Origin of the sequence: Nesterenkonia sp. LB17, from assembly GCF_022565915.1 — a bacterium.
Taxonomy (GTDB): domain Bacteria; phylum Actinomycetota; class Actinomycetes; order Actinomycetales; family Micrococcaceae; genus Nesterenkonia.
The window spans coordinates 350321-371669 of record NZ_JAJOYX010000003.1 but is presented as its reverse complement, the minus strand read 5'-3'; the positions used below and the strand labels follow the sequence as shown (position 1 = coordinate 371669).

26 protein-coding genes and 1 tRNA gene are annotated in these 21349 nt (G+C 68.3%); 16 read left to right on the top strand and 11 right to left on the bottom strand.

Annotated features, from left to right (window positions below):
* Positions 1 to 96: 96 nt before the first annotated feature.
* The 7 genes from LTH96_RS09190 (at position 97) to LTH96_RS09160 (ending at position 5393) form a co-directional block, all read left to right on the top strand.
* Positions 97 to 357 (top strand): hypothetical protein, encoded by a 261-nt coding sequence (locus LTH96_RS09190; RefSeq protein WP_241465418.1) that lies wholly within the window; start codon positions 97 to 99, stop codon positions 355 to 357.
* Entirely contained in the window at positions 358 to 810 is a 453-nt protein-coding gene (locus tag LTH96_RS09185; protein ID WP_241465417.1) for a MaoC family dehydratase N-terminal domain-containing protein, read from the top strand.
* Positions 807 to 1304, top strand: coding sequence for a MaoC/PaaZ C-terminal domain-containing protein (locus LTH96_RS09180; RefSeq protein WP_241465416.1), 498 nt, complete (start codon positions 807 to 809; stop codon positions 1302 to 1304). The genes LTH96_RS09185 and LTH96_RS09180 overlap by 4 nt, the downstream gene beginning before the upstream one ends.
* A gap of 188 nt (positions 1305 to 1492) precedes the next feature.
* The gene (locus LTH96_RS09175; RefSeq protein WP_241465415.1) at positions 1493 to 2410 is read left to right on the top strand and encodes an ABC transporter substrate-binding protein; all 918 of its coding nucleotides are present in this window, start codon (positions 1493 to 1495) and stop codon (positions 2408 to 2410) included.
* A gap of 5 nt (positions 2411 to 2415) precedes the next feature.
* On the top strand, positions 2416 to 3210 hold the full coding sequence (locus LTH96_RS09170) for an amino acid ABC transporter permease (protein ID WP_241465414.1): 795 nt from the start codon (positions 2416 to 2418) through the stop codon (positions 3208 to 3210).
* A 14-nt stretch (positions 3211 to 3224) separates the two neighbouring features.
* Positions 3225 to 4091 carry an amino acid ABC transporter ATP-binding protein gene (locus LTH96_RS09165; protein ID WP_241465413.1) on the top strand — a complete coding sequence of 289 codons (867 nt, stop codon included), beginning with the start codon at positions 3225 to 3227 and terminating at the stop codon, positions 4089 to 4091.
* A gap of 123 nt (positions 4092 to 4214) precedes the next feature.
* Positions 4215 to 5393 (top strand): UDP-N-acetylmuramate dehydrogenase, encoded by a 1179-nt coding sequence (locus LTH96_RS09160; RefSeq protein WP_241465412.1) that lies wholly within the window; start codon positions 4215 to 4217, stop codon positions 5391 to 5393.
* A 76-nt stretch (positions 5394 to 5469) separates the two neighbouring features.
* Here LTH96_RS09160 and asd read toward each other — a convergent pair whose 3' ends face one another.
* The 8 genes from asd to LTH96_RS09120 form a co-directional block, all read right to left on the bottom strand.
* Positions 5470 to 6678, bottom strand: a complete 1209-nt coding sequence (asd, locus tag LTH96_RS09155) for an aspartate-semialdehyde dehydrogenase (RefSeq protein ID WP_255728077.1) — start codon at positions 6676 to 6678, stop codon at positions 5470 to 5472.
* A 37-nt stretch (positions 6679 to 6715) separates the two neighbouring features.
* Positions 6716 to 7012 (bottom strand): NF038396 family protein, encoded by a 297-nt coding sequence (locus LTH96_RS09150; RefSeq protein ID WP_241465411.1) that lies wholly within the window; start codon positions 7010 to 7012, stop codon positions 6716 to 6718.
* Positions 7009 to 7641 carry a dihydrofolate reductase gene (locus LTH96_RS09145; protein ID WP_241465410.1) on the bottom strand — a complete coding sequence of 211 codons (633 nt, stop codon included), beginning with the start codon at positions 7639 to 7641 and terminating at the stop codon, positions 7009 to 7011. The genes LTH96_RS09150 and LTH96_RS09145 overlap by 4 nt, the downstream gene beginning before the upstream one ends.
* Positions 7638 to 8459: a thymidylate synthase gene (locus tag LTH96_RS09140; RefSeq protein WP_241465409.1), complete on the bottom strand. Its 822-nt coding sequence runs from the start codon at positions 8457 to 8459 to the stop codon at positions 7638 to 7640. Before LTH96_RS09140 ends, LTH96_RS09145 begins: the two co-directional genes overlap by 4 nt.
* A gap of 80 nt (positions 8460 to 8539) precedes the next feature.
* A complete protein-coding gene (locus LTH96_RS09135; RefSeq protein WP_241465408.1) occupies positions 8540 to 8875 on the bottom strand; it encodes a GNAT family N-acetyltransferase in 336 nt (111 codons plus the stop codon).
* 50 nt (positions 8876 to 8925) lie between these two features.
* On the bottom strand, positions 8926 to 9960 hold the full coding sequence (locus LTH96_RS09130; protein WP_241465574.1) for an NUDIX hydrolase: 1035 nt from the start codon (positions 9958 to 9960) through the stop codon (positions 8926 to 8928).
* A 32-nt stretch (positions 9961 to 9992) separates the two neighbouring features.
* Positions 9993 to 11021 carry a mycothiol synthase gene (mshD, locus tag LTH96_RS09125; protein ID WP_241465407.1) on the bottom strand — a complete coding sequence of 343 codons (1029 nt, stop codon included), beginning with the start codon at positions 11019 to 11021 and terminating at the stop codon, positions 9993 to 9995.
* 39 nt (positions 11022 to 11060) lie between these two features.
* Complete coding sequence (locus LTH96_RS09120) at positions 11061 to 11771, bottom strand: response regulator transcription factor (protein WP_241465406.1); 711 nt, start codon at positions 11769 to 11771, stop codon at positions 11061 to 11063.
* A 166-nt stretch (positions 11772 to 11937) separates the two neighbouring features.
* On the opposite strand from LTH96_RS09120, the gene LTH96_RS09115 reads away from it, so the two are divergent.
* The 4 genes from LTH96_RS09115 (at position 11938) to LTH96_RS09105 (ending at position 14876) form a co-directional block, all read left to right on the top strand.
* A complete protein-coding gene (locus tag LTH96_RS09115; protein WP_241465405.1) occupies positions 11938 to 12783 on the top strand; it encodes a hypothetical protein in 846 nt (281 codons plus the stop codon).
* A gap of 18 nt (positions 12784 to 12801) precedes the next feature.
* Positions 12802 to 12936 (top strand): hypothetical protein, encoded by a 135-nt coding sequence (locus LTH96_RS13035; RefSeq protein ID WP_255727372.1) that lies wholly within the window; start codon positions 12802 to 12804, stop codon positions 12934 to 12936.
* Between the two features lie 60 nt (positions 12937 to 12996).
* The gene (locus LTH96_RS09110) at positions 12997 to 13632 is read left to right on the top strand and encodes an FABP family protein (RefSeq protein ID WP_241465404.1); all 636 of its coding nucleotides are present in this window, start codon (positions 12997 to 12999) and stop codon (positions 13630 to 13632) included.
* A gap of 80 nt (positions 13633 to 13712) precedes the next feature.
* Positions 13713 to 14876 (top strand): folate-binding protein, encoded by a 1164-nt coding sequence (locus tag LTH96_RS09105; RefSeq protein WP_241465403.1) that lies wholly within the window; start codon positions 13713 to 13715, stop codon positions 14874 to 14876.
* A 35-nt stretch (positions 14877 to 14911) separates the two neighbouring features.
* Here LTH96_RS09105 and LTH96_RS09100 read toward each other — a convergent pair whose 3' ends face one another.
* The 3 genes from LTH96_RS09100 to LTH96_RS09090 form a co-directional block, all read right to left on the bottom strand.
* Positions 14912 to 15619 (bottom strand): GNAT family N-acetyltransferase, encoded by a 708-nt coding sequence (locus LTH96_RS09100; protein WP_241465402.1) that lies wholly within the window; start codon positions 15617 to 15619, stop codon positions 14912 to 14914.
* Positions 15620 to 15673: 54 nt separating this feature from the next.
* Complete coding sequence (locus LTH96_RS09095; RefSeq protein ID WP_241465401.1) at positions 15674 to 16705, bottom strand: 6-phosphofructokinase; 1032 nt, start codon at positions 16703 to 16705, stop codon at positions 15674 to 15676.
* 127 nt (positions 16706 to 16832) lie between these two features.
* The gene (locus LTH96_RS09090) at positions 16833 to 18047 is read right to left on the bottom strand and encodes a pyridoxal phosphate-dependent aminotransferase (protein ID WP_241465400.1); all 1215 of its coding nucleotides are present in this window, start codon (positions 18045 to 18047) and stop codon (positions 16833 to 16835) included.
* A 174-nt stretch (positions 18048 to 18221) separates the two neighbouring features.
* On the opposite strand from LTH96_RS09090, the gene LTH96_RS09085 reads away from it, so the two are divergent.
* The 5 genes from LTH96_RS09085 (at position 18222) to rplA (ending at position 21136) form a co-directional block, all read left to right on the top strand.
* Positions 18222 to 18294, top strand: a tRNA-Trp gene (locus LTH96_RS09085).
* A gap of 38 nt (positions 18295 to 18332) precedes the next feature.
* Complete coding sequence (gene secE, locus LTH96_RS09080; RefSeq protein WP_241465399.1) at positions 18333 to 18644, top strand: preprotein translocase subunit SecE; 312 nt, start codon at positions 18333 to 18335, stop codon at positions 18642 to 18644.
* Positions 18645 to 18749: 105 nt separating this feature from the next.
* The gene (nusG, locus tag LTH96_RS09075; RefSeq protein ID WP_241465398.1) at positions 18750 to 19655 is read left to right on the top strand and encodes a transcription termination/antitermination protein NusG; all 906 of its coding nucleotides are present in this window, start codon (positions 18750 to 18752) and stop codon (positions 19653 to 19655) included.
* 236 nt (positions 19656 to 19891) lie between these two features.
* Positions 19892 to 20323 (top strand): 50S ribosomal protein L11, encoded by a 432-nt coding sequence (gene rplK, locus LTH96_RS09070; RefSeq protein WP_241465397.1) that lies wholly within the window; start codon positions 19892 to 19894, stop codon positions 20321 to 20323.
* 108 nt (positions 20324 to 20431) lie between these two features.
* Positions 20432 to 21136, top strand: a complete 705-nt coding sequence (gene rplA / locus LTH96_RS09065) for a 50S ribosomal protein L1 (protein ID WP_241465396.1) — start codon at positions 20432 to 20434, stop codon at positions 21134 to 21136.
* Positions 21137 to 21349: the final 213 nt, after the last annotated feature.

Below are 21349 nucleotides of genomic sequence, written 5' to 3'. Positions count from 1 at the left end.
GTCGAGTTTCGGTCGCGATAAACCAGCCTCATAGTCCCCACCGGGTGGTGTGAGGTTTTTCGAGAGCGCCTCGCCGAGGCCTGTAAGCTGACCGCCGTGAGCACTCAGTCCTTTGACCCGTGGACCAGCGGGACGCGCGCCTACCGGGTCACCCTCGTCCTGGGCATGGCCTCCACCGCCGTCGGTGTGATCCTGGTGGTGCTGGCGACGCTGCTCGACGCCGCGGAGACGACCGACGCGCTCCGCAGCACGGGCCTGGTCTTCCTGGGCGTCGGCATCCTGAGTCACCTGATCGCCATCGGACTGCGCCGACGCCAGGCCGCTCAGATCCTCTCCCGTCGAGCGAAGGAAGACTGAATGATCAACCCAGACCGCCAGGGCCACCAGTACCCTCCCGCCGCGCCGTACCAGGTCAGCCGTGAGGCGATCCGTGAGTTCGCGCTCGCGGTGCAGGCCGAGCACCCCGCGCACCATGACCTCGACGCCGCCCAGGCGCTGGGTCACCACGACCTGGTCGCGCCGCCGAGCTTCGCGGTGATCATCGCCCAGCGCGCCGAGGCTGCTGTGGTCAACGACGACGAGGCCGGCATCGACTTCTCCCGCGTGGTCCACGCCGAGGAGCGCTTCACCCACCACAGCCCGATCCTCGCCGGAGACACGTTGAGCTCCCAGGTCACCCTGGAGCGGATCCGCACCATGGGCGCCGGCGCGATGGTCACCACCGTGGTGCAGATCAGCGCCGAGGACGGCGCCGCCCGGAGCACCGTGACCTCCACCCTGCTGGTCCGCAACGAGGAGGATGCCGCATGAGCACCCCAGTCTTCGAAGACCTCCAGAAGGGTCAGCAGATCGGCACCCGCGAGCTGAGCTTCTCCCGGGCGGACCTGATCCGCTACGCCGCCGCGTCGGGGGACCACAACCCGATCCACTGGAACGACCGCTTCGCCCGCGAGGTCGGCCTGGACGGGGTCATCGCCCACGGCATGCTCACCATGGGCTCCGCCGTGGACCTGGTCAGCGTCTGGGCGGGCGACCCGGGCGCCGTCGTCGACTATCAGTCCCGCTTCACCAAGCCGGTCCCGGTGCCCGACGCCGCGTCGGGCTCCCCGGAGACCGCCACCGCCCGGCTTCAGATCAGTGGGAAGATCGGCGCGGTGGATGCGCAGCAGCGCCGGGTCCGGGTGGACCTGAGCGTGGAGCTGCTCACCGAAGCTGCGACTGAGGCCGGACCGGATCAGCAGTCGCACCAGGAGCCCGTCCGCACCAAGGTGCTCGCGAAGTCCCAGGCCCTGGTGCAGTTCTAGGTCACGTGCAGTTCTGGATCACGTGCAGGTCCCGCTCACATGCATCCCAGGTCACGGCGCGACGGCCCTTGATGAAGACACGCCGTCAAGCTTCCGCCCGGCTGACATAGGGCTGAAACACAGCATCACCGTATAATCGCGGAAACCGTCTGACATCGGTTTCAGCTGATCAACCTAAGGATCCAAATATGCCCAAGCATAAGACCGCGACCAAGGCCGTAGGCGCCTCCGCGCTGGCAGCGCTTCTGCTGACCGCCTGTGGCGACAGTGAAGAAGGTGGCGAGACCCTCGAGGCCGAGCCGCAGAACGAGATCACCGTGGACCTCGATCTCGGCGACGTCGAGCTGAACAACGAGGGCACCCTGCAGGTCTGCTCCGATGTTCCCTACCCGCCGTTCGAGTACTACGACGGCGAGGGCGATGTCGTCGGCTTCGACATCGACATCGCCGAGGTCATCGCCGACGCGCTGGACGCCGACCTGGAGGTCGTGCAGACCGGATTCGAGGGCATCCAGTCCGGTGTGGCACTGGACGCCGGCACCTGCGACCTGGCGATCTCCGGCATGACCATCACCGAGGCGCGGGCGGGCAACATGCTCTTCTCCGAGCCCTACCTCGACGACAACCTTGGCCTGCTCGCCGCCACCGAGGCTGAAGTCAGCTCGCTGGATGACCTTGAAGGCCTCACCGTGGGTGTGCAGACCGAGACCACCGGCGCTGACTACGCCCAGGAGCAGGGTTATGAGGTGCGCGAGTACAGCGACTCCGGCCTGCTGATCCAGGGCCTCGACTCAGGTCAGGTGGAGGCCGCAATCGGCAACATCTCCATCCTGGGCTACCAGGCCGGCGAATCAGACACGTCGGAGTTCATCGAGGAGATCGACACCGGTGAGCAGCTCGGAATTGCCGTGGCCACCGGCAACGATCAGCTGATCACTGCGGTCAACGAGGTCCTCGCCGAGCTGGACGCCTCCGGCGGTATGGAAGAGCTCGAGGACCGCTGGTTCCGCGAGGGCGACACTCCTGAAGAGGGTGACGCCGACGAGGAGGCCTCCGACGAGGAGCCCGCTGAGGACGCGGCCACCGAGGACGAGGGCGACGAATAACCCTCATGGCAATGACAACCCGTGACCGAGCGCGCCTGAGCCTCGGGATCCAGGCAGGGATATTCCTTGCAGTCGTGATCGTGCTGGCCATCCTCATCGACTGGACAGCGATCCGCAGCAGCTTCTTCGCCGTCGAGAGCATCGGACCGATGTTCCCGGAGATCATCACCGTGGGACTGGTCAACACCGTCCAGTACACGGTGGTGGGCTTCGTCTTCGGTCTGCTCGGCGGAACGCTGCTGGCGCTGATGCGGATGTCCTCGTTCCCGATCTACCGGTGGCTGGCCACCGCGTACATCGAGTTCTTCCGAGGCATCCCTGCGATCCTGGTGTTCATCGCGCTCGGTTTCGGTGCGTCGCTGGCCTTCGGGTGGAACCTCTCCACCCTGCAGATCGCCGGTTCAGCGTTGGCCATCGTGGCCAGCGCCTACATCGCAGAGACCCTGCGGGCAGGCCTTCAGGCCGTGCCCAAGGGCCAGCTGGAGGCCGCCCGCGCGCTGGGCATGCCCGCCTGGCGCGCCATGGTCACCATCCAGATCCCGCAGGCCTTCAGGATCGTGCTGCCCCCGCTGACCAATGAGGCGATCCTGCTCACCAAGGACTCCTCGCTGATCTTCGTGGTCGGCATGGCCGGCGGCGCCGCCGAACTGACCAAGATGGGTCGCGACGGAATCAACATCTACCAGGCGGGGCTGACCCCGCTGGTGGTCGCCGGATTCTGCTACCTGCTGCTCACCGTGCCGCTGTCGCTGCTGGCTCGCCGCATGGAGCACCGCACCCCCCGGACGGGGAAGAAGTAGAGATGGACGCGAATATGAGCCAGAGTCAGAGTCAGAGCCAGAGCCAGAGCCAGAGTCAGAGTCAGGCCGAGACGTCGGGGCCCACGGCCCCGGACACCGCCTCAGCCAAGGGCGTGCCCGGCGCGCGCAGCACTTCCGCCGCCGGGGTGACCATCACCGGTCTGCACAAGTCCTTCGGGGACAACGAGGTGCTCAAGGGCATAGACATGAGCGTGGCTCCGGGTGAGGTCGTCTGTCTGATCGGAGCATCCGGCTCCGGCAAGTCCACGCTGCTGCGCTGCGTGAACCGGCTGGAGACCCCCAATGCGGGGACGATCACCGTCGGTGAGCACGAGGCGACCCATGCGGACGTCAATCTCGACGCCATGCGCCGGCAGATCGGCATGGTCTTCCAGCAGTTCAACCTCTTCCCCCATCTGAGCGTGCTGGAGAACTGCACCATCACCCCGCGGCGGGTGCTGGGCCAGTCCAAGGCCGAGGCAGAGACCGAGGCGCTGGCACAGCTGGACGCCGTCGGGCTCCAGCACCTCTCCGAGCGCCGTCCCGACCAGCTCTCGGGCGGTCAGCAGCAGCGGGTGGCCATCGCCAGGGCGCTGACCATGAAGCCGCAGCTGATGCTCTTCGACGAGCCCACCTCCGCGCTGGACCCTGAGACCGTCGGCGACGTGCTCGCCAGCATGCGCAAGCTCGCCCAGGCCGGCATGACCATGCTCGTGGTGACCCACGAGATGGGCTTCGCCCGCGAGGTCGCAGACCGGGTCGTCTTCATGGACCAGGGTCTCGTGGTCGAGGAGGGCCCGGCGACCGCAGTCATCGGGGATCCTCAGCAGCCGCGCACCCGGGACTTCCTGCGCCGGGTGCTGAACCCTCTCGGCGAGTAGCCGAGACGGAGACGCCCGGGCGCCTGTTCCGGGCGACCCGACGAGGGCCTATCTCGGGAAGGTGATCCACGGCGCACAGGGCGCAGATGCCCATTTCAGCGACGCCGGGTAGGCTTCTCGTCTGTGACCAGTGTTGATACCTCCCCCCTCGCGTGGCCCCGTCGTTTCAGGGATCACACCACTGCCCGCGTCGGCGGCCCCGCCGGTCGATGGATCCGGGCAGACACCCAGGAGCAGGCGCTGGAGGTGCTTCGGCAGCACCCGCTGCCAGAGCACGCAGCCCGCGAGCGCGGCGAGGACACCCTCATCGTCCTGGGCGGCGGATCGAACCTGCTGGTGACCGAGGACGGGTTCCCCGGCACCGTGCTGCAGCTGGCGTTCCAGGGGATCAGCACCGAGTTCCACGGCGACCGGGATGTGCTGCTCACCGTCGCCGCAGGACACAACTGGGACGACGTCGTCCGATTCAGCGTGGCACGCGGCCTCACCGGGCTGGAGGCGCTCTCCGGGATCCCCGGCGCCACCGGTGCGGTGCCGGTGCAGAACGTGGGCGCCTACGGCGCTGATGTGGCCCACACCCTCAAAGACATCCAGGCCTGGGACCGGGCACGCGGTGAGCTGGTGCGCTTCACCAACGCCGAGCTGCAGTTCGGCTACCGCGACTCGGTGCTGAAGCAGACCACCGTGCATGGCTCACCCCGCTACGTGGTGCTGCAGGTCCGGTTCATGCTGCAGAACCGCCCCGATGGGCTCTCGGCCCCGGTGCGCTACGGCGAGCTGGCCCGGACCCTCGGCCTTGACGCCGAGAGCGCAGACCACGAGCGCCGCGCCCCGCTGAAAGAGGTCCGCAGCACGGTGCTGCGACTGCGCGAGGGCAAAGGCATGGTGCTGCGCGAGGGCGACCATGACACCTGGTCCACCGGGTCCTTCTTCACCAACCCGATCGTTCCGCGCGAGGTCGCCGCGGCGCTTCCGACCGGGGCGCCGCAGTTCTCCGCCGGAGTCGACGAAGCGGGCGCCCCGCTGGTGAAGCTCTCAGCCGCCTGGCTGATCGACAACGCCGGCTGCGGCAAGGGGTTCGGCCTGCCCGACGGGCCGGCGGCCGGGCGCGGGGCGCAGGGGACCGGCATCGCCGGGGGCCGCGCAGCGCTCTCCACCAAGCACACGCTGGCGGTCACCAATCGAGGCTCCGCGACCACCGATGACCTGCTCGCGGTCGCCCGCGCCGCCCGTGACCAGGTCAGCACGGCCTTCGGCATCACGATGCACGAAGAGCCGGTGCTGATCGGACACGCGCTCTAGCAGCAGACCTCAGGTCTGCCGAGCCGGGCGCTGAAGCTCTGCAGAGGCGACCTCAGACGCTCCGCGACGGAAGGGCTCAGAGCTTGCCGACCGCGATCAGCAGCATCCGGCGCAGCGGCTCCGCCGCGCCCCAGAGCAGCTGGTCGCCCACCGTGAACGCGGAGATGTACTCCGGGCCCATCTCGAGCTTGCGGATCCGCCCCACCGGGATGTCCAGCGAGCCGGTGGCGGCCACCGGGGTCAGCTGCGCCACGGTGGCTTCCTTCTCGTTCGGGACGAAGCTGGACCATTCGGTGCCCGAGGCCACGATCGCTTCGATCTCGGCCAGCGGAAGGTCCTCGCGCAGCTTCAGCGTCAGCGCCTGGGAGTGTGAGCGCAGCGCGCCCACCCGGACGCAGAGCGAGTCGAATGGCACTGCCGCGCCGCGGGAGGTGACCCCGGGGGCCAGATTGTCGCCGCGGCCCAGGATCTTGTTCGTCTCCACCCCGGCCTTCCACTCCTCCTTGGCCACGCCGTTGCCCAGATCGGCGTCGATCCAGGGGATCAGCGAACCGGCCAGCGGGACGCCGAACTGGGTGGCGTCGAGGTCGTTGCGCTGGGCGTGGAGCACGGCGCGGTCGATGTCCAGGATGGCGGCCGCGGGGTCGCTGAGCTCCTCGGCGACGGCGGAGTGCAGCGTGCCGAACTGGTTCAGCAGCTCGCGCATGTGCTTCGCGCCGCCGCCGGAGGCCGCCTGGTAGGTCATGGCGGTGCCCCATTCGACCAGGTCGTTGGTGAAGAGCCCGCCCAGGCCCATCAGCATGTTCGAGACCGTGCAGTTGCCGCCGATGAACTCCTTCACGCCAGCGGCAAGCCCGGCGTCGATGACGTCGCGGTTGATCGGGTCCAGCGCGATGATCGAGGTCTCGGCCATGCGCAGGGTGGAGGCGGCGTCGATCCAGATCCCGTCCCAGCCGGCCTGGCGCAGCTTGGGGTAGACCTCGGAGGTGTAGTCGCCGCCCTGGGCGGTGACGATGATCGGCAGCTTCACCAGCGTGTCCAGATCGAAGGCGTCCTGCAGGGTGGTCTCCTCGGGCGTGACGCCCGCGAAGCTCGGTGCCTGGCCTCCGGCGTTGGAGGTGGAGAAGAAGACCGGGTTGATGTGGGCGAAGTCCCCCTCCTCGAGCATGCGCGTGATCAGCACCGAGCCGACCATGCCGCGCCAGCCGATCAGACCCACCGAGGGGGTCTCGCCTGGCACGGCGGAGAGGGCAGGGGACACGGAGGAGTTCACTGCAGAAGTCATGCCTCCAGGGTAGCGGAGTCGGCTCAGCGCGTCAGGGTCACTTCTCGACGCCGGGGGCTTCCTCGGACTTCCTGGCTTCTTTGATCTCCTGCAGCAGACGACGGCGCGACAGATGAGCCCACAGCCCGCCGGCCACCCAGAGCTGCGCGACGAACAGGAAGACCAGGCCCGGGATGATCCGGTCATTGAGCACCAGGACGAAGCCCAGGGTCACGGTGAACAGGGCCAGGAACGGCAGGATGAGGTAGCCGCCGAGGCCCAGCATCATCAGATTGGTGGAGCTGGCCTGGGAGGCTTTGTGCGCGTTCGGGGCGGGTGGGGAGGTCTCGGTCATCTCGGGCTTCCGTCGGGTGCGGGTGCGGGTGTGTCGTGGCAGGTGGACGAGGCCCCGGAGGTGGTCGTGTGCCGCTCAGCGGGGCCGCCGCGGCGTCGGTGGGTCTCGATGTGGTATCTCAGCCCGTCGGCGCCCTGGTGCGTTCCTGCGGCAGGCTCGCGCTGGGTCAGCTCCCATTCCGGAGTCAGGGTCGGGGCCGAGGTGTCACCGGAGACCTCGCTCTGGATCACGGTGATGACCGCGAGGTCCGCGATTCGTCGGTCCACGGTCTCGGCGTAGACCCGGCCGCCGCCGATGATCCAGATCTTCTCGGCTCTCGAGGCCGAGGCGATCTCAAGTCCTTCATCGAGACTGGCCACGGGGTGCCCGCCCAGCGCGCGGATCTGTTCTGCGGCGCGCTGATCGGCGGTGATCACGATGTTCTGCCGGCCCGGGAGCGGGCGGTACTTGGCCGGGAAGGATTCCCAGGTGCGGCGACCCATGACCACCGGGGCGCCGCGGGTGGTGGCCTTGAAGTGCGCCAGGTCCTCGGGCAGGTGCCAGGGCATGGTCCCGGCGTCGCCGATGACCCCGGTGTGGGTCTGCGCCCAGATCATGCCGATATCGGCCGCGATGGAGCGGATGCTCATACAGCGACGGCGGCCTTGATGGCGGGGTGGTGCTGGTAGTCGCGCACCTCGAAGTCCTCGAACTCGTAGTCGAAGATCGAGTCCGGGGTGCGGGTGATCGCCAGGGTGGGTGCGGGGTAGGGGGCGCGGGAGAGCTGTTCACGCACCTGCTCCACGTGGTTGTCATAGATGTGGCAGTCCCCACCGGTCCAGATGAACTCCCCGGGGGCAAGCCCTACCTGCTGGGCGACCATCCTCGTCAGCAGCGCGTAGGAGGCGATGTTGAAGGGCACTCCGAGGAACATGTCGGCGCTGCGCTGATACAGCTGGCAGGAGAGCCGACCGTCGGCCACATAGAACTGGAACATGATGTGGCAGGGCGGCAGCGCCATCTCATCGATCTGTGCCGGGTTCCAGGCGCTCACCACGTGGCGTCGGGAATCAGGGTTCGTCTTCAGCGAGGTGATGAGCTGCTCGATCTGATCGATGTCCTCACCCGAGGGGCTGGGCCAGGAGCGCCACTGCACGCCATAGATCGGGCCGAGCTCGCCGTCCTCGCCTGCCCATTCGTTCCAGATCCGCACGCCGCGCTCCTGCAGCCAGCGCGCATTGGAATCTCCGCGCAGGAACCAGAGCAGCTCCAGCGCCACGGACTTGAAGTGCACTCGTTTGGTGGTGATCAGAGGGAAGGACTCCGCGAGATCGAACCGGATCTGGCGCCCGAAGACACTTCTGGTGCCGGTTCCGGTGCGGTCAGACTTGGCGGTGCCGACGTTCAGCACGTCTGCGAGCAGGTCCTCGTACGGGGTGGGGATCGTCGAGTTCACGCACCACAGCATACCTGCGGGGCCTGAGCGTCGGAGCGGGCCGAGCTGTCAGCGGGTTCGGCCGTTCGACGGCTGGACCCGCGTGCCGCAGTTCAGGAGAACGTGGCCTGCAGGGTGCGGTATTCGGGGTAGCGGTGCAGGTAGGCATCCACGTAGGTGCACTCGGAGGCGAAGAGCCTGCCCTCGGCCTGGAGCTGGTCCAGCAGCAGGGTGACCAGGCAGCGGGCGTAGCCCTGCCTGCCGTACTGGGGGTGGACGATGGTGTGCTGCAGGAGGGTGACCTCCTGGCCGCGGAGCGTCTCGGGGGTGAATCCGATGAACCCGATGAAGGTGCGGCGTCCGTTGATCGTGTCCCAGAGCTCGGCCCGGCCTCGGTCCTCGTCGATGTTGAGCTCGGCGGTCGGGTGAACGTTCTTCGGCGCACTCATGCAATGAGACTACCGTCACGGCCCGACATTGTCAGGAGTCCCGCCAGCGGTCAGTCCTCGAACGGCTCGTAGACCTCGATCGAGACGATCTCTCCACCGCGGTCCATGGCCTGCTGCGCCACCAGAACCGCGCCGGGGCGCAGATAGGGGTCCTCATCCGGGATGGCCCGCAGCAGGTCCGGGTCCTGCAGCCAGCTGCCCATGGTGTCCAGGATCAGCGGAAGGACCGGACGGTGGCTGCAGATCAGCGTCGGCAGCAGCAGCTCCAGGCAGCGGCGGACCCGGGTCCGGGTCCTTTCCGGGTGGGCCTCGGCGCGCTTCTCGGTGAGCGATTTCCGGTACGTGGCGCGGTTTCGATGGGCCTTGACGTAGGGCGCGATGGTCTCAGCGCAGCGTTGCCAGGGGCTGGACTCCAGATGTCGCGGGCGCCAACAGACCAGCAGCCGCTCCACCGCCCGGGCCTGACGCTTGCCGGTGGCCGCCAGCGGGCGCTCCGACTCGGCGCGGGACCAGGAGGAGCGCGGCTTGGCCTTGGCATGGCGCAGAACGATGAAGGGCAGGGTGTGCAGCCGCTGGTCGTCGTGGAGGCGGGCAAGCTCGTCCAGCGGTAGCACGTCACCGCGGTTGGTCAGCATCTCCCGGGCTCGGTCCACGCTGACCCAGGCGGTCTCGTCCACCTCATCGCCGTCGGGGATCGGAGAGCCCTCAGCGACCTGGGCGGCCCAGTACCAGACGGCCTTGTCCTTGCCGCCATTGCCGTTGCCATTGCCGTTGCCGTTGCCATTGCCGTTCTTGACTCCGCGCGACTTGCCCACGGAATAACGGGTGATCGGCAGCGGCATTCCGAGCCTGACCTTGAGCCCGATCTCCTCACGGACCTCGCGGACCGCGCACTCCGGGAGGGTCTCACCCTCATCGAGCTTCCCCTTGGGGAAGGACCAGTCGTCATAGCGGGGCCGGTGGATCACCAGGACCTCGAGCTCGCCGCGGCGGAGCCGCCAGCACAGGGCACCGGCGGCGAGTATCTCGGCGTCGAGCCCGTCATCGGAGACCGTGACAGTTCTGCGGCGGGGGACCTTGCTCATGGTCTCGGAGGAGCTCACGAGAGACCAAGATATCAGGCTGGTTCGGCGGCGGGCTCCACGGTCGGGGCGTACATGGTGTCGGCGTCCCATTTGGTGAATCCGAGCTTCTTGTACAGCTCCACCGCGGCGGTGTTGTCGGCGTCCACGTAGAGCATGATGGCGGCCAGGCCCGCTCGGTGCAGATGTTCGATCCCGGCCAGGGTGAGGCTGCGGCCGAGCCCACGCCCGCGGGCGCCGGGCACGACGCCGACCACGTAGACCTCGCCGAGCTCGGCGCCCTGGACCTTGGTCCAGTGGAACCCGACGAGCTCCTCGCCCTCCCAGGCCAGCAGGAATCCCTCCGGGTCGAACCAGTCCTCGGCCATCCGGGCATGCAGATCCTCCAAGGTGAGCCGGCCCTGCTCGGGGTGATCAGCGAAGGCGGCCGCATTCGCAGTCAGCCAGACCTGATCGTCCTCACCGGGGCGGAAGCTGCGCACGGTGATGGTCTCTGGCAGCTCGGGGGAGGGTGCCTCATCGAGGTCGGTGAGTCGCATCCGCCAGAGCTCTCGGACGGGGGTCCAGCCGAAGCGCCGGGCGAGCCGGGCGGCGGCGTCGTGCTCGCCGTGGGCCCAGGCCCGCTGCACCCGACCGGCCGCGGGCGAGAGCACGTCTGCGGTGAGCGCCTCCACCAGCGCTGTGCCGATCCCGCGCTGCCGGCAGTCTGGACGGACCACCATCTCCAGCACGTCGGGGACTCCCTCCGCGCCCTCGACGACGACGCCGGCCCCGGCGAGCAGCCGCGAGTCGGGCTGGGCATCGGTCCAGGCGTAGGCGATGCGCAGCGGACTACGGTTCGCTTCCTGGGAGGCGGCAGTCTCAGCGGACGCGGCCTCGCGCCGGTCGGCGGCGCGGTGCAGCTCTACGAGCGTCTGTTCCGAGAACGGCGGGTTGGCGTCGGCCTCGGTGGAGACGGCGGCCAGCTCGAGCAGCGCGTGGTGCAGGTCGGCATCGGGTGCGCCGTCGCTGAGCTCGACCACGGCCGGCTCGGTGCCTTCTGGGGTGACATCGCCTGGGTTCATGGGCTCACTGTAGCGGAGCCGAACCCTCAGGTCACCGGCTCAGGCGGCGTCCGCGCCGGCGACGCGCCGGTCATCGTCGGCGGGGCCGGCGGTGTCTGAACCGCCGATCACCAGTCGGTAGCCGACATTGCGCACCGTGCCGATCAGTGACTCGTGGTCGGGCCCGAGCTTGGCGCGCAGGCGTCGGATGTGGACGTCGACGGTGCGGGTGCCGCCGAAGTAGTCGTAGCCCCAGACATCGTGGAGCAGCCGGTCGCGGGTGAAGACCTGACCCGGGTGCAGAGCCAGGTGCTTGAGCAGCTCGAACTCTTTATAGGTGAGGTTCAGCAGGCGGCCGTTGATCGTGGCCATATAGGTCGTCTCATCGATGGTGATCCCGCCGGCGCGGATCTCTCCGACCGGGGTCTCCTCCGCGGTCTCCACCGCCGCGAGCCTGATCCGGGCATCGATCTCGCCCGGGCCGGCCTCGTCGAGGATGAAGTCATCGGCCTGCCAGGACTCGTTCAGCGTGGCCAGGCCCGCCTCGGTGACGATCACCAGCACCGGGGAGAGCATCGAGGACTTCACCAGCTGGCACAGGGAGCGGGCGTGGGCAAGCTTGGTGCGCGCATCGATCAGCGTCACATCCACATTGGGAGCCCGCACGATGGAGGAGGCCTCGGCGGGGAACGTGCGGATCCGGTGGGTGAGAAGCTCCAGTGGCGGCAGTGCGTCGTCGGGGGTGTCTGAGAGCAGCAGAACCTGGGCCATGCATGACTCCTTCCCCTCGGGCCATCATCTTCACCGGGTCCCGCAGGGTCGTCAACGGTGATTGCGGTCTTCAACGCCGGTGATTGCACAATGTGGAAACGCGATTCAGCGATCCGGGGTTGAGTATATGCGACGTGCGAAGCGCGGACCTCTAGGATGGCCTGTTGTGAAGTACATCCCAGTGGCAGCCTCCGCCCTGCTCGCAGCCACAGCGCTCGCCCTGGCCTCCTGGGCCGGGACCATCGCTATGACCCTGGTGGTCTGTGGGCTCTCGATTCTCATCGCGCTGGGGTGGCCCCAGCTGATGGGAGTCTCGGCCCGACGCTCGCTCTCCGCCGTCATCGCCTGCGCCGGAGTCGTCGCGGCCCTCGGCGCCGGCATCGTGGGGACCGCCGGTGACCTCTTCTTCTGGTCCTCCGTGGCACTGGCCTTCGGCGTCATGAGCGTCTTCCTGATCCAGGTCCTGCGCGGCACCGGAAGGCCGCACCGGCTGGAGTCCACCATCGGAGCCTGCGCCGGGGTGCTGATCGCCACCACCGGAGCCGGCTGGGTGGCCGGTCTGCGCTACCCGGTGGAGCTGGCAGGAGCAAACGGGGGAGACGACGCCGGAGGGATCCTCGCCGTGCGCGGTCTGCTGCCGGTGGAGGACACCACCCTGCTGGCCGTCACCGGAGCGTCCGGGGAGCTCGCCGTGGTGACGCTTGCCGCGGGTGCGCTGATCATCGCGACCCTGCTCGCCGCGATTCCGCTGCCCAATGCGTGGGCCATGCTCCTGGTGGTCCTGGGAAGCGTCGGGGCCGCCATCGGGATGACCTTGGCCTGGGGTGAGCTGACCCTGCTCTTCGCCGGGACGCTCGGGCTGGTGGCCGGACTGCTGCTCGCCTCCTTCCGCCGCTTCCTCCTCGCACAGGGTCCGCCACAGGGGATTCTCTCCGGAATTGCGGTCGGCGCAGCCCCGATCGCGGCCATGGGCGCGCTGACCTACTTCACGGAGCGTCTTCTGCTGGTGTGAAGTTGTACACTTTCACCCATGAACCTCGCATTGCAGAACGTCTCACTGCTCGCACTGGAGATCTTCTTCATCGGGCTGCTGGTCCTGGTGACGCTGATGATCGCCGGCATCTCCTGGACCGTCATCTCCCGGTTGTACAAGGGTCAGCGCTGATCCGCCTGCACCGCACCGAGACACAGCCCAGTGTCGACCGCGCGCTGAGGAGCTGAGCCGATGGCCCCGATGGAGCTTCCCACCGACCTGACCCCGGAGCTGGCCCCGCTCTACTGGCTGCTCGGCAGCTGGCGCGGTCAAGGCCGCCTGGGCTCGGGAGAGCAGGACGATCCGATCTTCACCCAGGACGTCACATTCCGTGACACCGGCCTGGAGTTCGTCGAGTACCGGGCCGAGACCTGGCTCGCCGATGAGGCGGGTGCACGGCTGCGTCCGCTCTCGGTGGAGACCGGCTTCTGGTCGCTGGACCGGGCCCGCACCGACGCCGATGTCGGCCCCGGCCTGGACCCGGCGGACGTGGTGCCCGCGTACAAGAGCGCGGCCGAGGTCGACCAGCTCGCGGAGCAGGACGGATCCTTCGCGATCACCGCCACCATCACCCATCCGGGCAGCATCTCGGAGCTCTACTACGGCAAGATCAAGGGCCCGCAGCTGCACCTGGCCACCGACGCGGTGATGCGCGGGGAGCACGCTGCGGAATATCCGGGTGCCTCGCGGATGTTCGGACTGGTGAACAGCCAGCTGTTCTGGCGCTGGGATCTTCGCGCCGCCGATGGGGAGATGGTTCCCCACGCCTCCGCGATCCTCGACCGCACGGCTTCCGCCGACGAGGTCAGCGCCAAGCGCACCGCCTGAGCCTCGCTCTCGCCTGCCCCTGGCAGGTGCCCCGCGCCGTGCGCCCTGCGCGCCCGCCGCAACGATCAAGGAGTCCGCCCGTGGATGAGAACTCGAAGTCACCCCTGCTGAACCGCACCGGCGCCGTCGCTGACGGCGGTGACGACGCCGCGGTGGCCGCACACTACGGCGACCCCACCCGGGAGCAGCGCGCACTGGCCCGTGGCGCCGCCGTCGTCGATCTCTCCCAGCGCAGCGTGGTCACGGTCTCCGGGCCCGACCGGCTGACCTGGCTGACCACGCTGTCCTCCCAGGAGATCGCCGGACTCAAGCCGGGGGAGCCCACCGAGCTGCTGCTGCTGGACATCTCCGGGCGCATCGAACACGATGCGGCGGTGGTCGACGACGGTGAGACCGTCTGGCTGATCACCGAGAACTCACACGGCGGGGTGCTGGCCCAGTGGCTCGACTCGATGAAGTTCATGCTCCGGGTGGAGATCGCCGACCGCACCGCCGACTACGCGGTGCTCGGCTCCACCGCACCGCTGCCCGCCTCAGCCTCCGGTGAGGTCGTCATCGGCTGGGCGGACCCGTGGCCGAAGCTCGGTCCCGGCGCGGCCAGCTACGCCCAGGTCGCCGAGGCGGACCACCCTGGCGCGGACTGGTCCTGGCGGCTGCACGTGGTGCCGCGGACCTCGTTGGAAGCCACGATCGACGGTCTCGAACAGGCCGGATGGATCCTCGCCGGCACCATGGCGGCCGAGGCGCTGCGCGTCGCCGCCTGGCGACCCCGCCTGGCCCGCGAGGTCGATGAGAAGACGATCCCGCACGAGCTGGACCTGATCCGCACCGCCGTGCATCTGAGCAAGGGCTGCTACAAGGGTCAGGAGACCGTGGCACGGGTTCACAACCTCGGCCATCCACCGCGCCGCCTGGTGTTCCTGCACCTCGACGGCAGCGAGCACACGCTTCCGGCGATCGGTTCAGACATCCTGGCCGCCGCCCCAGAGGCCTCCCCGGCCGAGCTGGCCGGGGAGCGCCCGGTGGGGAAGGTCACCTCGGTGGCGCGGCACCACGAGATGGGCCCGATCGCGCTGGCGCTGGTCAAGCGCAAGGTGGACCCGGCGCTGCAGCTGGTGGTGCGCGACGGCGACGCAGATTCTGCGACCTTCTACGCGGCGGCCCAGGAGGTCATCGTCCGTCCCGACGCCGGACAGGCCGTGGGGCGTCCCAAGGGAGACTTCCTGCGCGGACAGCGCCGCTGAGCAGGTCGCCCAGCAGGTCTCGCCGAGCTGGAGGCTCAGTCGAAGACCACGGTGGTCTGTGAGCCGGCGGGGCTGAACCCCAGCGCCGCGGCGATGCGCAGCGAGCCGACGGACTCGGTGCGGGCCCGCCACTGCGGGACGAGTCCCTCGCTGAATGCCTCCTCCGCCGCCACCGCGGCCAGCTGCAGCCCGACCCCGGCACGGCGCTGATCGGGCACCGTGAGGACCCCCAGCTGGCCCAGCATCCCGGCCCAGAGCTCCCGCCCGGCGGCGCCGAGCGCCGTGCCGGTGCCCTCATCCACCAGCGCTGCGCTCCAGGGCGCCGCGGCGATCCCTGAGGCCTGCACGTCATCGGCCGGTGAGGCGGCGAGCACTGCGCGCACATGTTCCGGATCGAAGGAGACCGCCCCGCGCTGCGCGGCGCCCAGGGCGGCCGGCTCCTCGGCGTAGAGCAGGTTCGCCGCACCCAGGCTGCGCGCGCCCGGGGCGTGCCGACGCGAGAGCTCCAGGAGCCGGCGTTCATCGGCGAGCTCGGTGTCGTCGCGCCGGCGGGCATGGCGCAGCACCTCGGCGGGTCCGCTGAGAACGGTGTGATCGAAGAGTCGCAGGAAGGCCACCGCGGAGCCGTCTGCGGTGATGACCTCGTGATGGGATCCCGCGCCGAGCAGCTCCTCATCGCCGAGGCCGATCATCCGTGCCCACGCCAGCGCGATGATGCTGCGCGTATGGTCCGCCAGGCTCACGGGAGGAGGCTCAGCATGGAGGGTGCGTCCTGCGCCGCGGTCCGGGGCAACGGTTCAGCGGCCGAAGAGGATCTGGGCCTCGTTGTAGCGCTCGGGAGGCACGGTCTTGAGCCCGTCCAGCGCCTCGGCGAGATCGACCTGGAGAATCTCGGTGCCGCGCAGCGCCGCCATGTGGCCCCAGGCCTGTTCGTGCACGAGGTCCAGGGCGCGGATGCCGAAGCGGGTGGCGAGCACCCGGTCATAGCCGGTGGGGTTTCCGCCGCGCTGGATGTGGCCCAGGGTGGTGTTGCGCGACTCGATGCCGGTCTTGGACTCGATCTGCCGAGTCACCCAGTCCCCGATGCCGCCGAGCCGCGGGCGACCGTCGGACTCTTCGCCCTTGCCTGCCAGCGCCTCCTCGGCGTCTTCGGGGATGAACCCCTCGGCGACGACCACCAGCGGGGAGCGTCCGCGGGAGTGGACCTGCTCGACCCATTCACAGACCTGGTCCATGGAGACCTTGTGTTCCGGGATCAGGATGGCGTGGGCTCCGGCGGCCATGCCGGAGTGCAGCGCGATCCAGCCGACGTTGCGGCCCATGACCTCGGCGACCATGCAGCGGTGGTGGGACTCCCCGGTGGTGCGCAGCCGATCCATCGCATCGGTGGCGATGGAGACCGCCGTGTCGAAGCCGAAGGTGTAGTCGGTGGCCTTGAGGTCGTTGTCGATGGTCTTCGGCACCCCGACCACCGGGATTCCGTCATCGGCCAGTCGCTTGGCCCCGGCCAGGGTGCCCTCGCCGCCGATGGCGATGACGGCGTCGACGTCGTGGCGCTTGAGCTGCTTGGCCATGTTCTCCGGTCCGCCGCCCGGGTGGTTGTACGGGTGGGTCCGCGAGGTGCCGAGGATCGTGCCGCCCTGACGGGAGAGACCGCGCACGGACTGCCGGGGCAGGTCGATGTAGTCGCCCTCGATGAGGCCGCGCCAGCCGCCCTTGAAGCCGACGAACTCGTCGCCGTAGCTCTTGATGCCGTGGAGCACGGCGGAGCGGATGACGGCGTTCAGGCCGGGGCAGTCGCCGCCGGAGGTGAGCAGTCCGATGCGCATGATGATTCAGCTCGTCCCTTCATGGATTCCAGGAAAAATCTCAGGCCTGACTTCCTCGGCAGGTTGCTGCGCCCAGTCTATGGGGTCCCGCCCGACGGGAGGCATCAGCCGGGCGGGGCTGCGCTCATCAGCCGAGCAGGTCCTGGAGCCGACGCAGCCCCTTGGCCAGGTCCTCATCGCCCAGCGCGTAGGACAGGCGCAGGAATCCGCTGGGACCGAAGGCCTCACCCGGGACGACGGCGACCTTGGCCTCCTCCAGGATCAGCTCGGCCAGCTCCGCGGAGGTCTGCGGCGTGCGACCGGCGATCTCACGGCCCAGCGCCTCGCGGACATCGACATAGGCGTAGAAGGCGCCTTCCGGGGTGGGGCAGGAGAACCCGGTGATCTCATTGAGCCCGCTGACGATGGCACGGCGTCGTCGGTCGAAGGCGGTCTTCATCTCGTTGACCGCATCCAGCGGACCTTCGACGGCGGCCAGCGCGGCCATCTGTGAGACGTTGGCGACGTTGCTGGTGGCATGGGACTGCAGGTTCGCCGCGGCCTTGATGACGTCGGTCGGACCCACCATCCAGCCCACGCGCCACCCGGTCATCGCGTAGGTCTTGGCGACTCCGTTGAGGATCACCACCTGATCGGCCAGCTCCTCGACGGCGGCGATGGAGGTGAACTCGGCGTCGTCGTAGGTGAGGTGCTCGTAGATCTCGTCGGTGACCACCCACAGGCCCTTCTCCGCCGCCCAGCGGCCGATCTCGCGGACCTCCTCGGCGGAGTACACCGCGCCGGTGGGGTTGGAGGGGGAGACGAAGACCAGCACCTTGGTGGCCTCGGTCAGGGTCTGCTCCAGCTGCTCCATCGTGACCTTATAGCCCTGCTCCGGCCCGGCGAAGACGTCCACGGGCACGCCGCCGGCCAGCTTGATGGCCTCGGGGTAGGTGGTCCAGAAGGGAGCAGGGAGGATGACCTCATCGCCGGGGTCCAGCAGGGTGGCGAAGGTGTTGTACACGGCCTGCTTGCCGCCGTTGGTGATCAGCACGTTCGCCGGCGCCAGCGCCTCGCCCTCGATCCGGTACCCGGAGTCCCGGGTGGTCTTCTCCGCCACCGCGGCGCGCAGCTCGGGCAGCCCGGCGGCGGGGGAATAGCGGTGGAAGCGGGGGTTCAGGGCCGCTTCGCGCGCCGCTTCCACGATGTAGTCCGGGGTGGGGAAGTCCGGCTCGCCCGCACCGAAACCGATGACATCCTCACCGGCTGCCTTGAGCGCCTTGGCCTTCGCGTCCACGGCAAGGGTGGCGGACTCGGCGATGGAGCCGATACGGTCGGAGATGCGTGAGTTCGGAGCAGTCATGTCTGAGGGATCCTTTCGGGATTCATGGACTGGTTCAAGCCTACCGGTTTGTCCTGCACCGGGCCGAGGGCGTAGAGTGATCTACCGGTGTCTCAGGCGCCTCCGATCCATCGTGCCCCGAAACCGGTGCTCCGGTTCTCGATGCGGTAGCGTGGCGGAGGGTCGGTTACCCCTAGGGCAGTGGCGCAATTGGTAGCGCAACGGTCTCCAAAACCGTAGGTTGCAGGTTCGAGTCCTGTCTGCCCTGCTAGGCACCCGCCTTAACCGTGAACAGATGGAGTCTTCGTGTCCCAGTCGCCTTCGACGCCAGATCAGGGCTCCACGCCTGCCGGCGGCGATCCGAAGGGCCCGTTCGGGAAGCTGTGGCTGTTCCTCCGCCAGGTCATTGACGAGCTCCGCAAGGTGGTCGTTCCGACCCGGCGGGAGCTGACCAACTACACGCTGGTCGTGCTGGTCTTCGTCATCATCGTGATCGGGATCGTCACCGGCTTCGACGCGGTCTTCAGCCGGGGCGCCGAGGCGCTCTTCGGCTCAACGGGAGGCGTCGAGCAGCCCATCGAGCCGCCCGCCGGAGCCGATGGCGGCGCCGAGGACTGAACTGGGCCCGCCAGATGACCATGACGTGATGCCGCAGCCAGGGCATCCACCACGTGAACGAGAGCTCGCCGTGTGGCGGTGAGCACCACGGAAAGCAGGAGAACAGTGTCTGAACAGGATCTTTCGCAGCAGACCGAAGAGGTCGACGCCGCCCAGGATGCCGCTGCCGAGTCAGCAGCGGGCACCGAAGCGGCCGAGGACACCTCAGCCGCTGTCGAGACGGACGCGCAGACCGAAGCCGAGATCGGCGAGGACGCCGAGGGTGCTGACGCCGCGCCCGCCGAGGCTGAGACCGACTCCGACGCCCAGCCCGAGGATGCGGCTGAGGGCGAGGGTGACGAGCCGGTCGCGACCGAGGCCGACGCGGAGGTGCCCGAGGAGGAGAAGTCCTACGAGGAGCGCGCCGCCGCACTGAAGTCCACGCTGCGCCGCCAGCTCGGTGACTGGTACGTGGTGCACACCTACGCGGGCTACGAGAAGCGCGTGAAATCCAACCTGGAGACCCGTATCCAGACCCAGGACATGGAGGACCACATCTTCGAGATCGAGGTCCCCATGGAAGAGGTCGTGGAGATCAAGGGCACCCAGCGCAAGGTCGTGAGCCGGGTGCGCATCCCGGGCTACGTGATCGTCCGCATGGAGCTCACCGACGCCTCCTGGGGCGTCGTCCGCCACACCCCCGGAGTCACCGGATTCGTGGGCAATGCCCACGACCCGCACCCGCTGAGCTCCGACGAGGTCTTCGACATGCTCTCGGACCACCTCCTCGGCAAGCCCGATGCACCCAAGCACGGCGCCGGTGAAGACGGCTCCGCCGCGGCAGCCTCGGACATCAAGGTGGACTTCGAGATCGGCGAATCGGTCACCGTCACCGATGGCCCCTTCGCCACCCTGCCGGCTTCCATCTCAGAGATCCACGCAGACTCGCGTCAGCTCGTGGTCCTCGTCTCGATCTTCGAGCGTGAGACCCCGGTGACGCTGAACTTCAACCAGGTCGAAAAGATCTACTGAGGTTCACTCACGTGGCTGGGCCGACGACGTCGTCGGCCCAGGTTGGGTGAGAATCAAAGACTTTCGATGTCGCAGGTGGCTTTGACCGGCGACGTCGAACCGGTCATCACGCCATGATGGCCACCCCCCTGCGTCACGCTCCTGTGGCACAGGGACACCAGGTGAGGGTTGAAGCCCTCGCGCCGCCCAAGCGGCGTGAGAGCCTGAATCCACCACGCAAGCAAAGGACGCTGAACATGGCCCCGAAGAAGAGAGTCTCCGGCCTGATCAAGCTGCAGATCAAGGCAGGCGCCGCTAACCCGGCTCCGCCGATCGGTCCTGCACTCGGTCAGCACGGTGTCAACATCATGGAGTTCTGCAAGGCTTACAACGCCGCGACTGAGGCTCAGCGCGGCAATGTGATCCCTGTGGAGATCACGGTCTACGAAGACCGCTCCTTCACCTTCGTCACCAAGACCCCGCCAGCCGCCGAGCTGATCAAGAAGGCCGCAGGCGTGGCCAAGGGCTCAGGCGTGCCGCACACCGACAAGGTCGGCAAGCTGAGCCGGTCGCAGGTCGAAGAGATCGCCCAGACCAAGATGGAGGACCTCAACGCGAACGACCTCGCCGCGGCCTCCAAGATCGTCGCCGGAACTGCCCGCTCCATGGGCATCACGGTCGAAGGCTGAACCGGGCTCACGCCCAACATCAACTGACAAACAGTCCGGCCACGAGTCGGACGGTGGGAAGGGTCGAGCGCGACCCGCGTACCACGACTGCTAAGGAGAACAACGCAGATGGCAAAGCGCAGCAAAGCTTATGAAGCAGCGGCACAGAAGGTCAACGAAGATGCCCTGTACTCCCCGGCCGAGGCAGTAGCCCTGGCCAAGGAGATCAACCCGTCCAAGTCGGACGCCACCGTCGAGGTCGCCATGCGGCTTTCGGTGGACCCGCGCAAGGCGGACCAGATGGTCCGCGGCACGGTCATCCTGCCCAACGGCACCGGCAAGACCTCCCGCGTCGTCGTCTTCACCCAGGGCGACAACATCGCCAAGGCTGAAGAGGCCGGGGCTGACTACGTCGGCGGCGACGAGCTCATCGCCAAGGTCGCCGATGGCTGGACCGACTTCGACGCCGCCGTCGCCTCGCCCGACATGATGGGCAAGGTCGGTCGCCTGGGCAAGGTGCTGGGTCCGCGTAACCTGATGCCGAACCCCAAGACCGGCACCGTGACCCCCGACGTCGCCAAGGCTGTCAACGAGCTCAAGGGTGGCAAGATCACCTTCCGCGTGGACAAGCACTCCAACCTGCACTTCATCGTGGGCAAGACCAGCTTCGATGCCAAGGCGCTGGCGGAGAACTACGCCGCAGCGCTGGAAGAGATCCTTCGTCTGAAGCCCTCGGCTTCGAAGGGTCGCTACATCGCCAAGGCCACCGTGACCACCACCTTCGGCCCCGGCATCCCGGTGGACCCGAACGTGACCAAGGTGCTCACCGACTGACACGAGGCAACTCGTGCAGCACCAGGAAAGGCCCTCGTCCACCCGGACGGGGGCCTTTCCCGTCTCCGCGTCGTCTCCCGTTTTGCGCGGGCGCAGACCACCATGTAGAGTCAGGGCTGACCAAAGACCGCCGGTCGTTGTCGTCGTGCGCAGATCATTGGCTGATCTGCGTGGTCAGCAGACATCATGTCTGTGAGGCGATGCAACGTAAAG

Bases quoted from the DNA above. Each gene is read 5' to 3' on its own strand.
- LTH96_RS09185 (WP_241465417.1), top strand. From the start codon at position 358: ATGATCAACCCAGACCGCCAGGGCCACCAGTACCCTCCCGCCGCGCCG.
- LTH96_RS09180 (WP_241465416.1), top strand. From the start codon at position 807: ATGAGCACCCCAGTCTTCGAAGACCTCCAGAAGGGTCAGCAGATCGGC.
- LTH96_RS09175 (WP_241465415.1), top strand. From the start codon at position 1,493: ATGCCCAAGCATAAGACCGCGACCAAGGCCGTAGGCGCCTCCGCGCTG.
- LTH96_RS09170 (WP_241465414.1), top strand. From the start codon at position 2,416: ATGGCAATGACAACCCGTGACCGAGCGCGCCTGAGCCTCGGGATCCAG.
- LTH96_RS09165 (WP_241465413.1), top strand. From the start codon at position 3,225: ATGAGCCAGAGTCAGAGTCAGAGCCAGAGCCAGAGCCAGAGTCAGAGT.
- asd (WP_255728077.1), bottom strand. From the start codon at position 6,678: ATGACTTCTGCAGTGAACTCCTCCGTGTCCCCTGCCCTCTCCGCCGTG.
- LTH96_RS09150 (WP_241465411.1), bottom strand. From the start codon at position 7,012: ATGACCGAGACCTCCCCACCCGCCCCGAACGCGCACAAAGCCTCCCAG.
- LTH96_RS09145 (WP_241465410.1), bottom strand. From the start codon at position 7,641: ATGAGCATCCGCTCCATCGCGGCCGATATCGGCATGATCTGGGCGCAG.
- LTH96_RS09140 (WP_241465409.1), bottom strand. From the start codon at position 8,459: ATGCTGTGGTGCGTGAACTCGACGATCCCCACCCCGTACGAGGACCTG.
- LTH96_RS09135 (WP_241465408.1), bottom strand. From the start codon at position 8,875: ATGAGTGCGCCGAAGAACGTTCACCCGACCGCCGAGCTCAACATCGAC.
- LTH96_RS09130 (WP_241465574.1), bottom strand. From the start codon at position 9,960: ATGAGCAAGGTCCCCCGCCGCAGAACTGTCACGGTCTCCGATGACGGG.
- mshD (WP_241465407.1), bottom strand. From the start codon at position 11,021: ATGAACCCAGGCGATGTCACCCCAGAAGGCACCGAGCCGGCCGTGGTC.
- LTH96_RS09120 (WP_241465406.1), bottom strand. From the start codon at position 11,771: ATGGCCCAGGTTCTGCTGCTCTCAGACACCCCCGACGACGCACTGCCG.
- LTH96_RS13035 (WP_255727372.1), top strand. From the start codon at position 12,802: ATGAACCTCGCATTGCAGAACGTCTCACTGCTCGCACTGGAGATCTTC.
- LTH96_RS09110 (WP_241465404.1), top strand. From the start codon at position 12,997: ATGGCCCCGATGGAGCTTCCCACCGACCTGACCCCGGAGCTGGCCCCG.
- LTH96_RS09095 (WP_241465401.1), bottom strand. From the start codon at position 16,705: ATGCGCATCGGACTGCTCACCTCCGGCGGCGACTGCCCCGGCCTGAAC.
- LTH96_RS09090 (WP_241465400.1), bottom strand. From the start codon at position 18,047: ATGACTGCTCCGAACTCACGCATCTCCGACCGTATCGGCTCCATCGCC.
- rplK (WP_241465397.1), top strand. From the start codon at position 19,892: ATGGCCCCGAAGAAGAGAGTCTCCGGCCTGATCAAGCTGCAGATCAAG.
- rplA (WP_241465396.1), top strand. From the start codon at position 20,432: ATGGCAAAGCGCAGCAAAGCTTATGAAGCAGCGGCACAGAAGGTCAAC.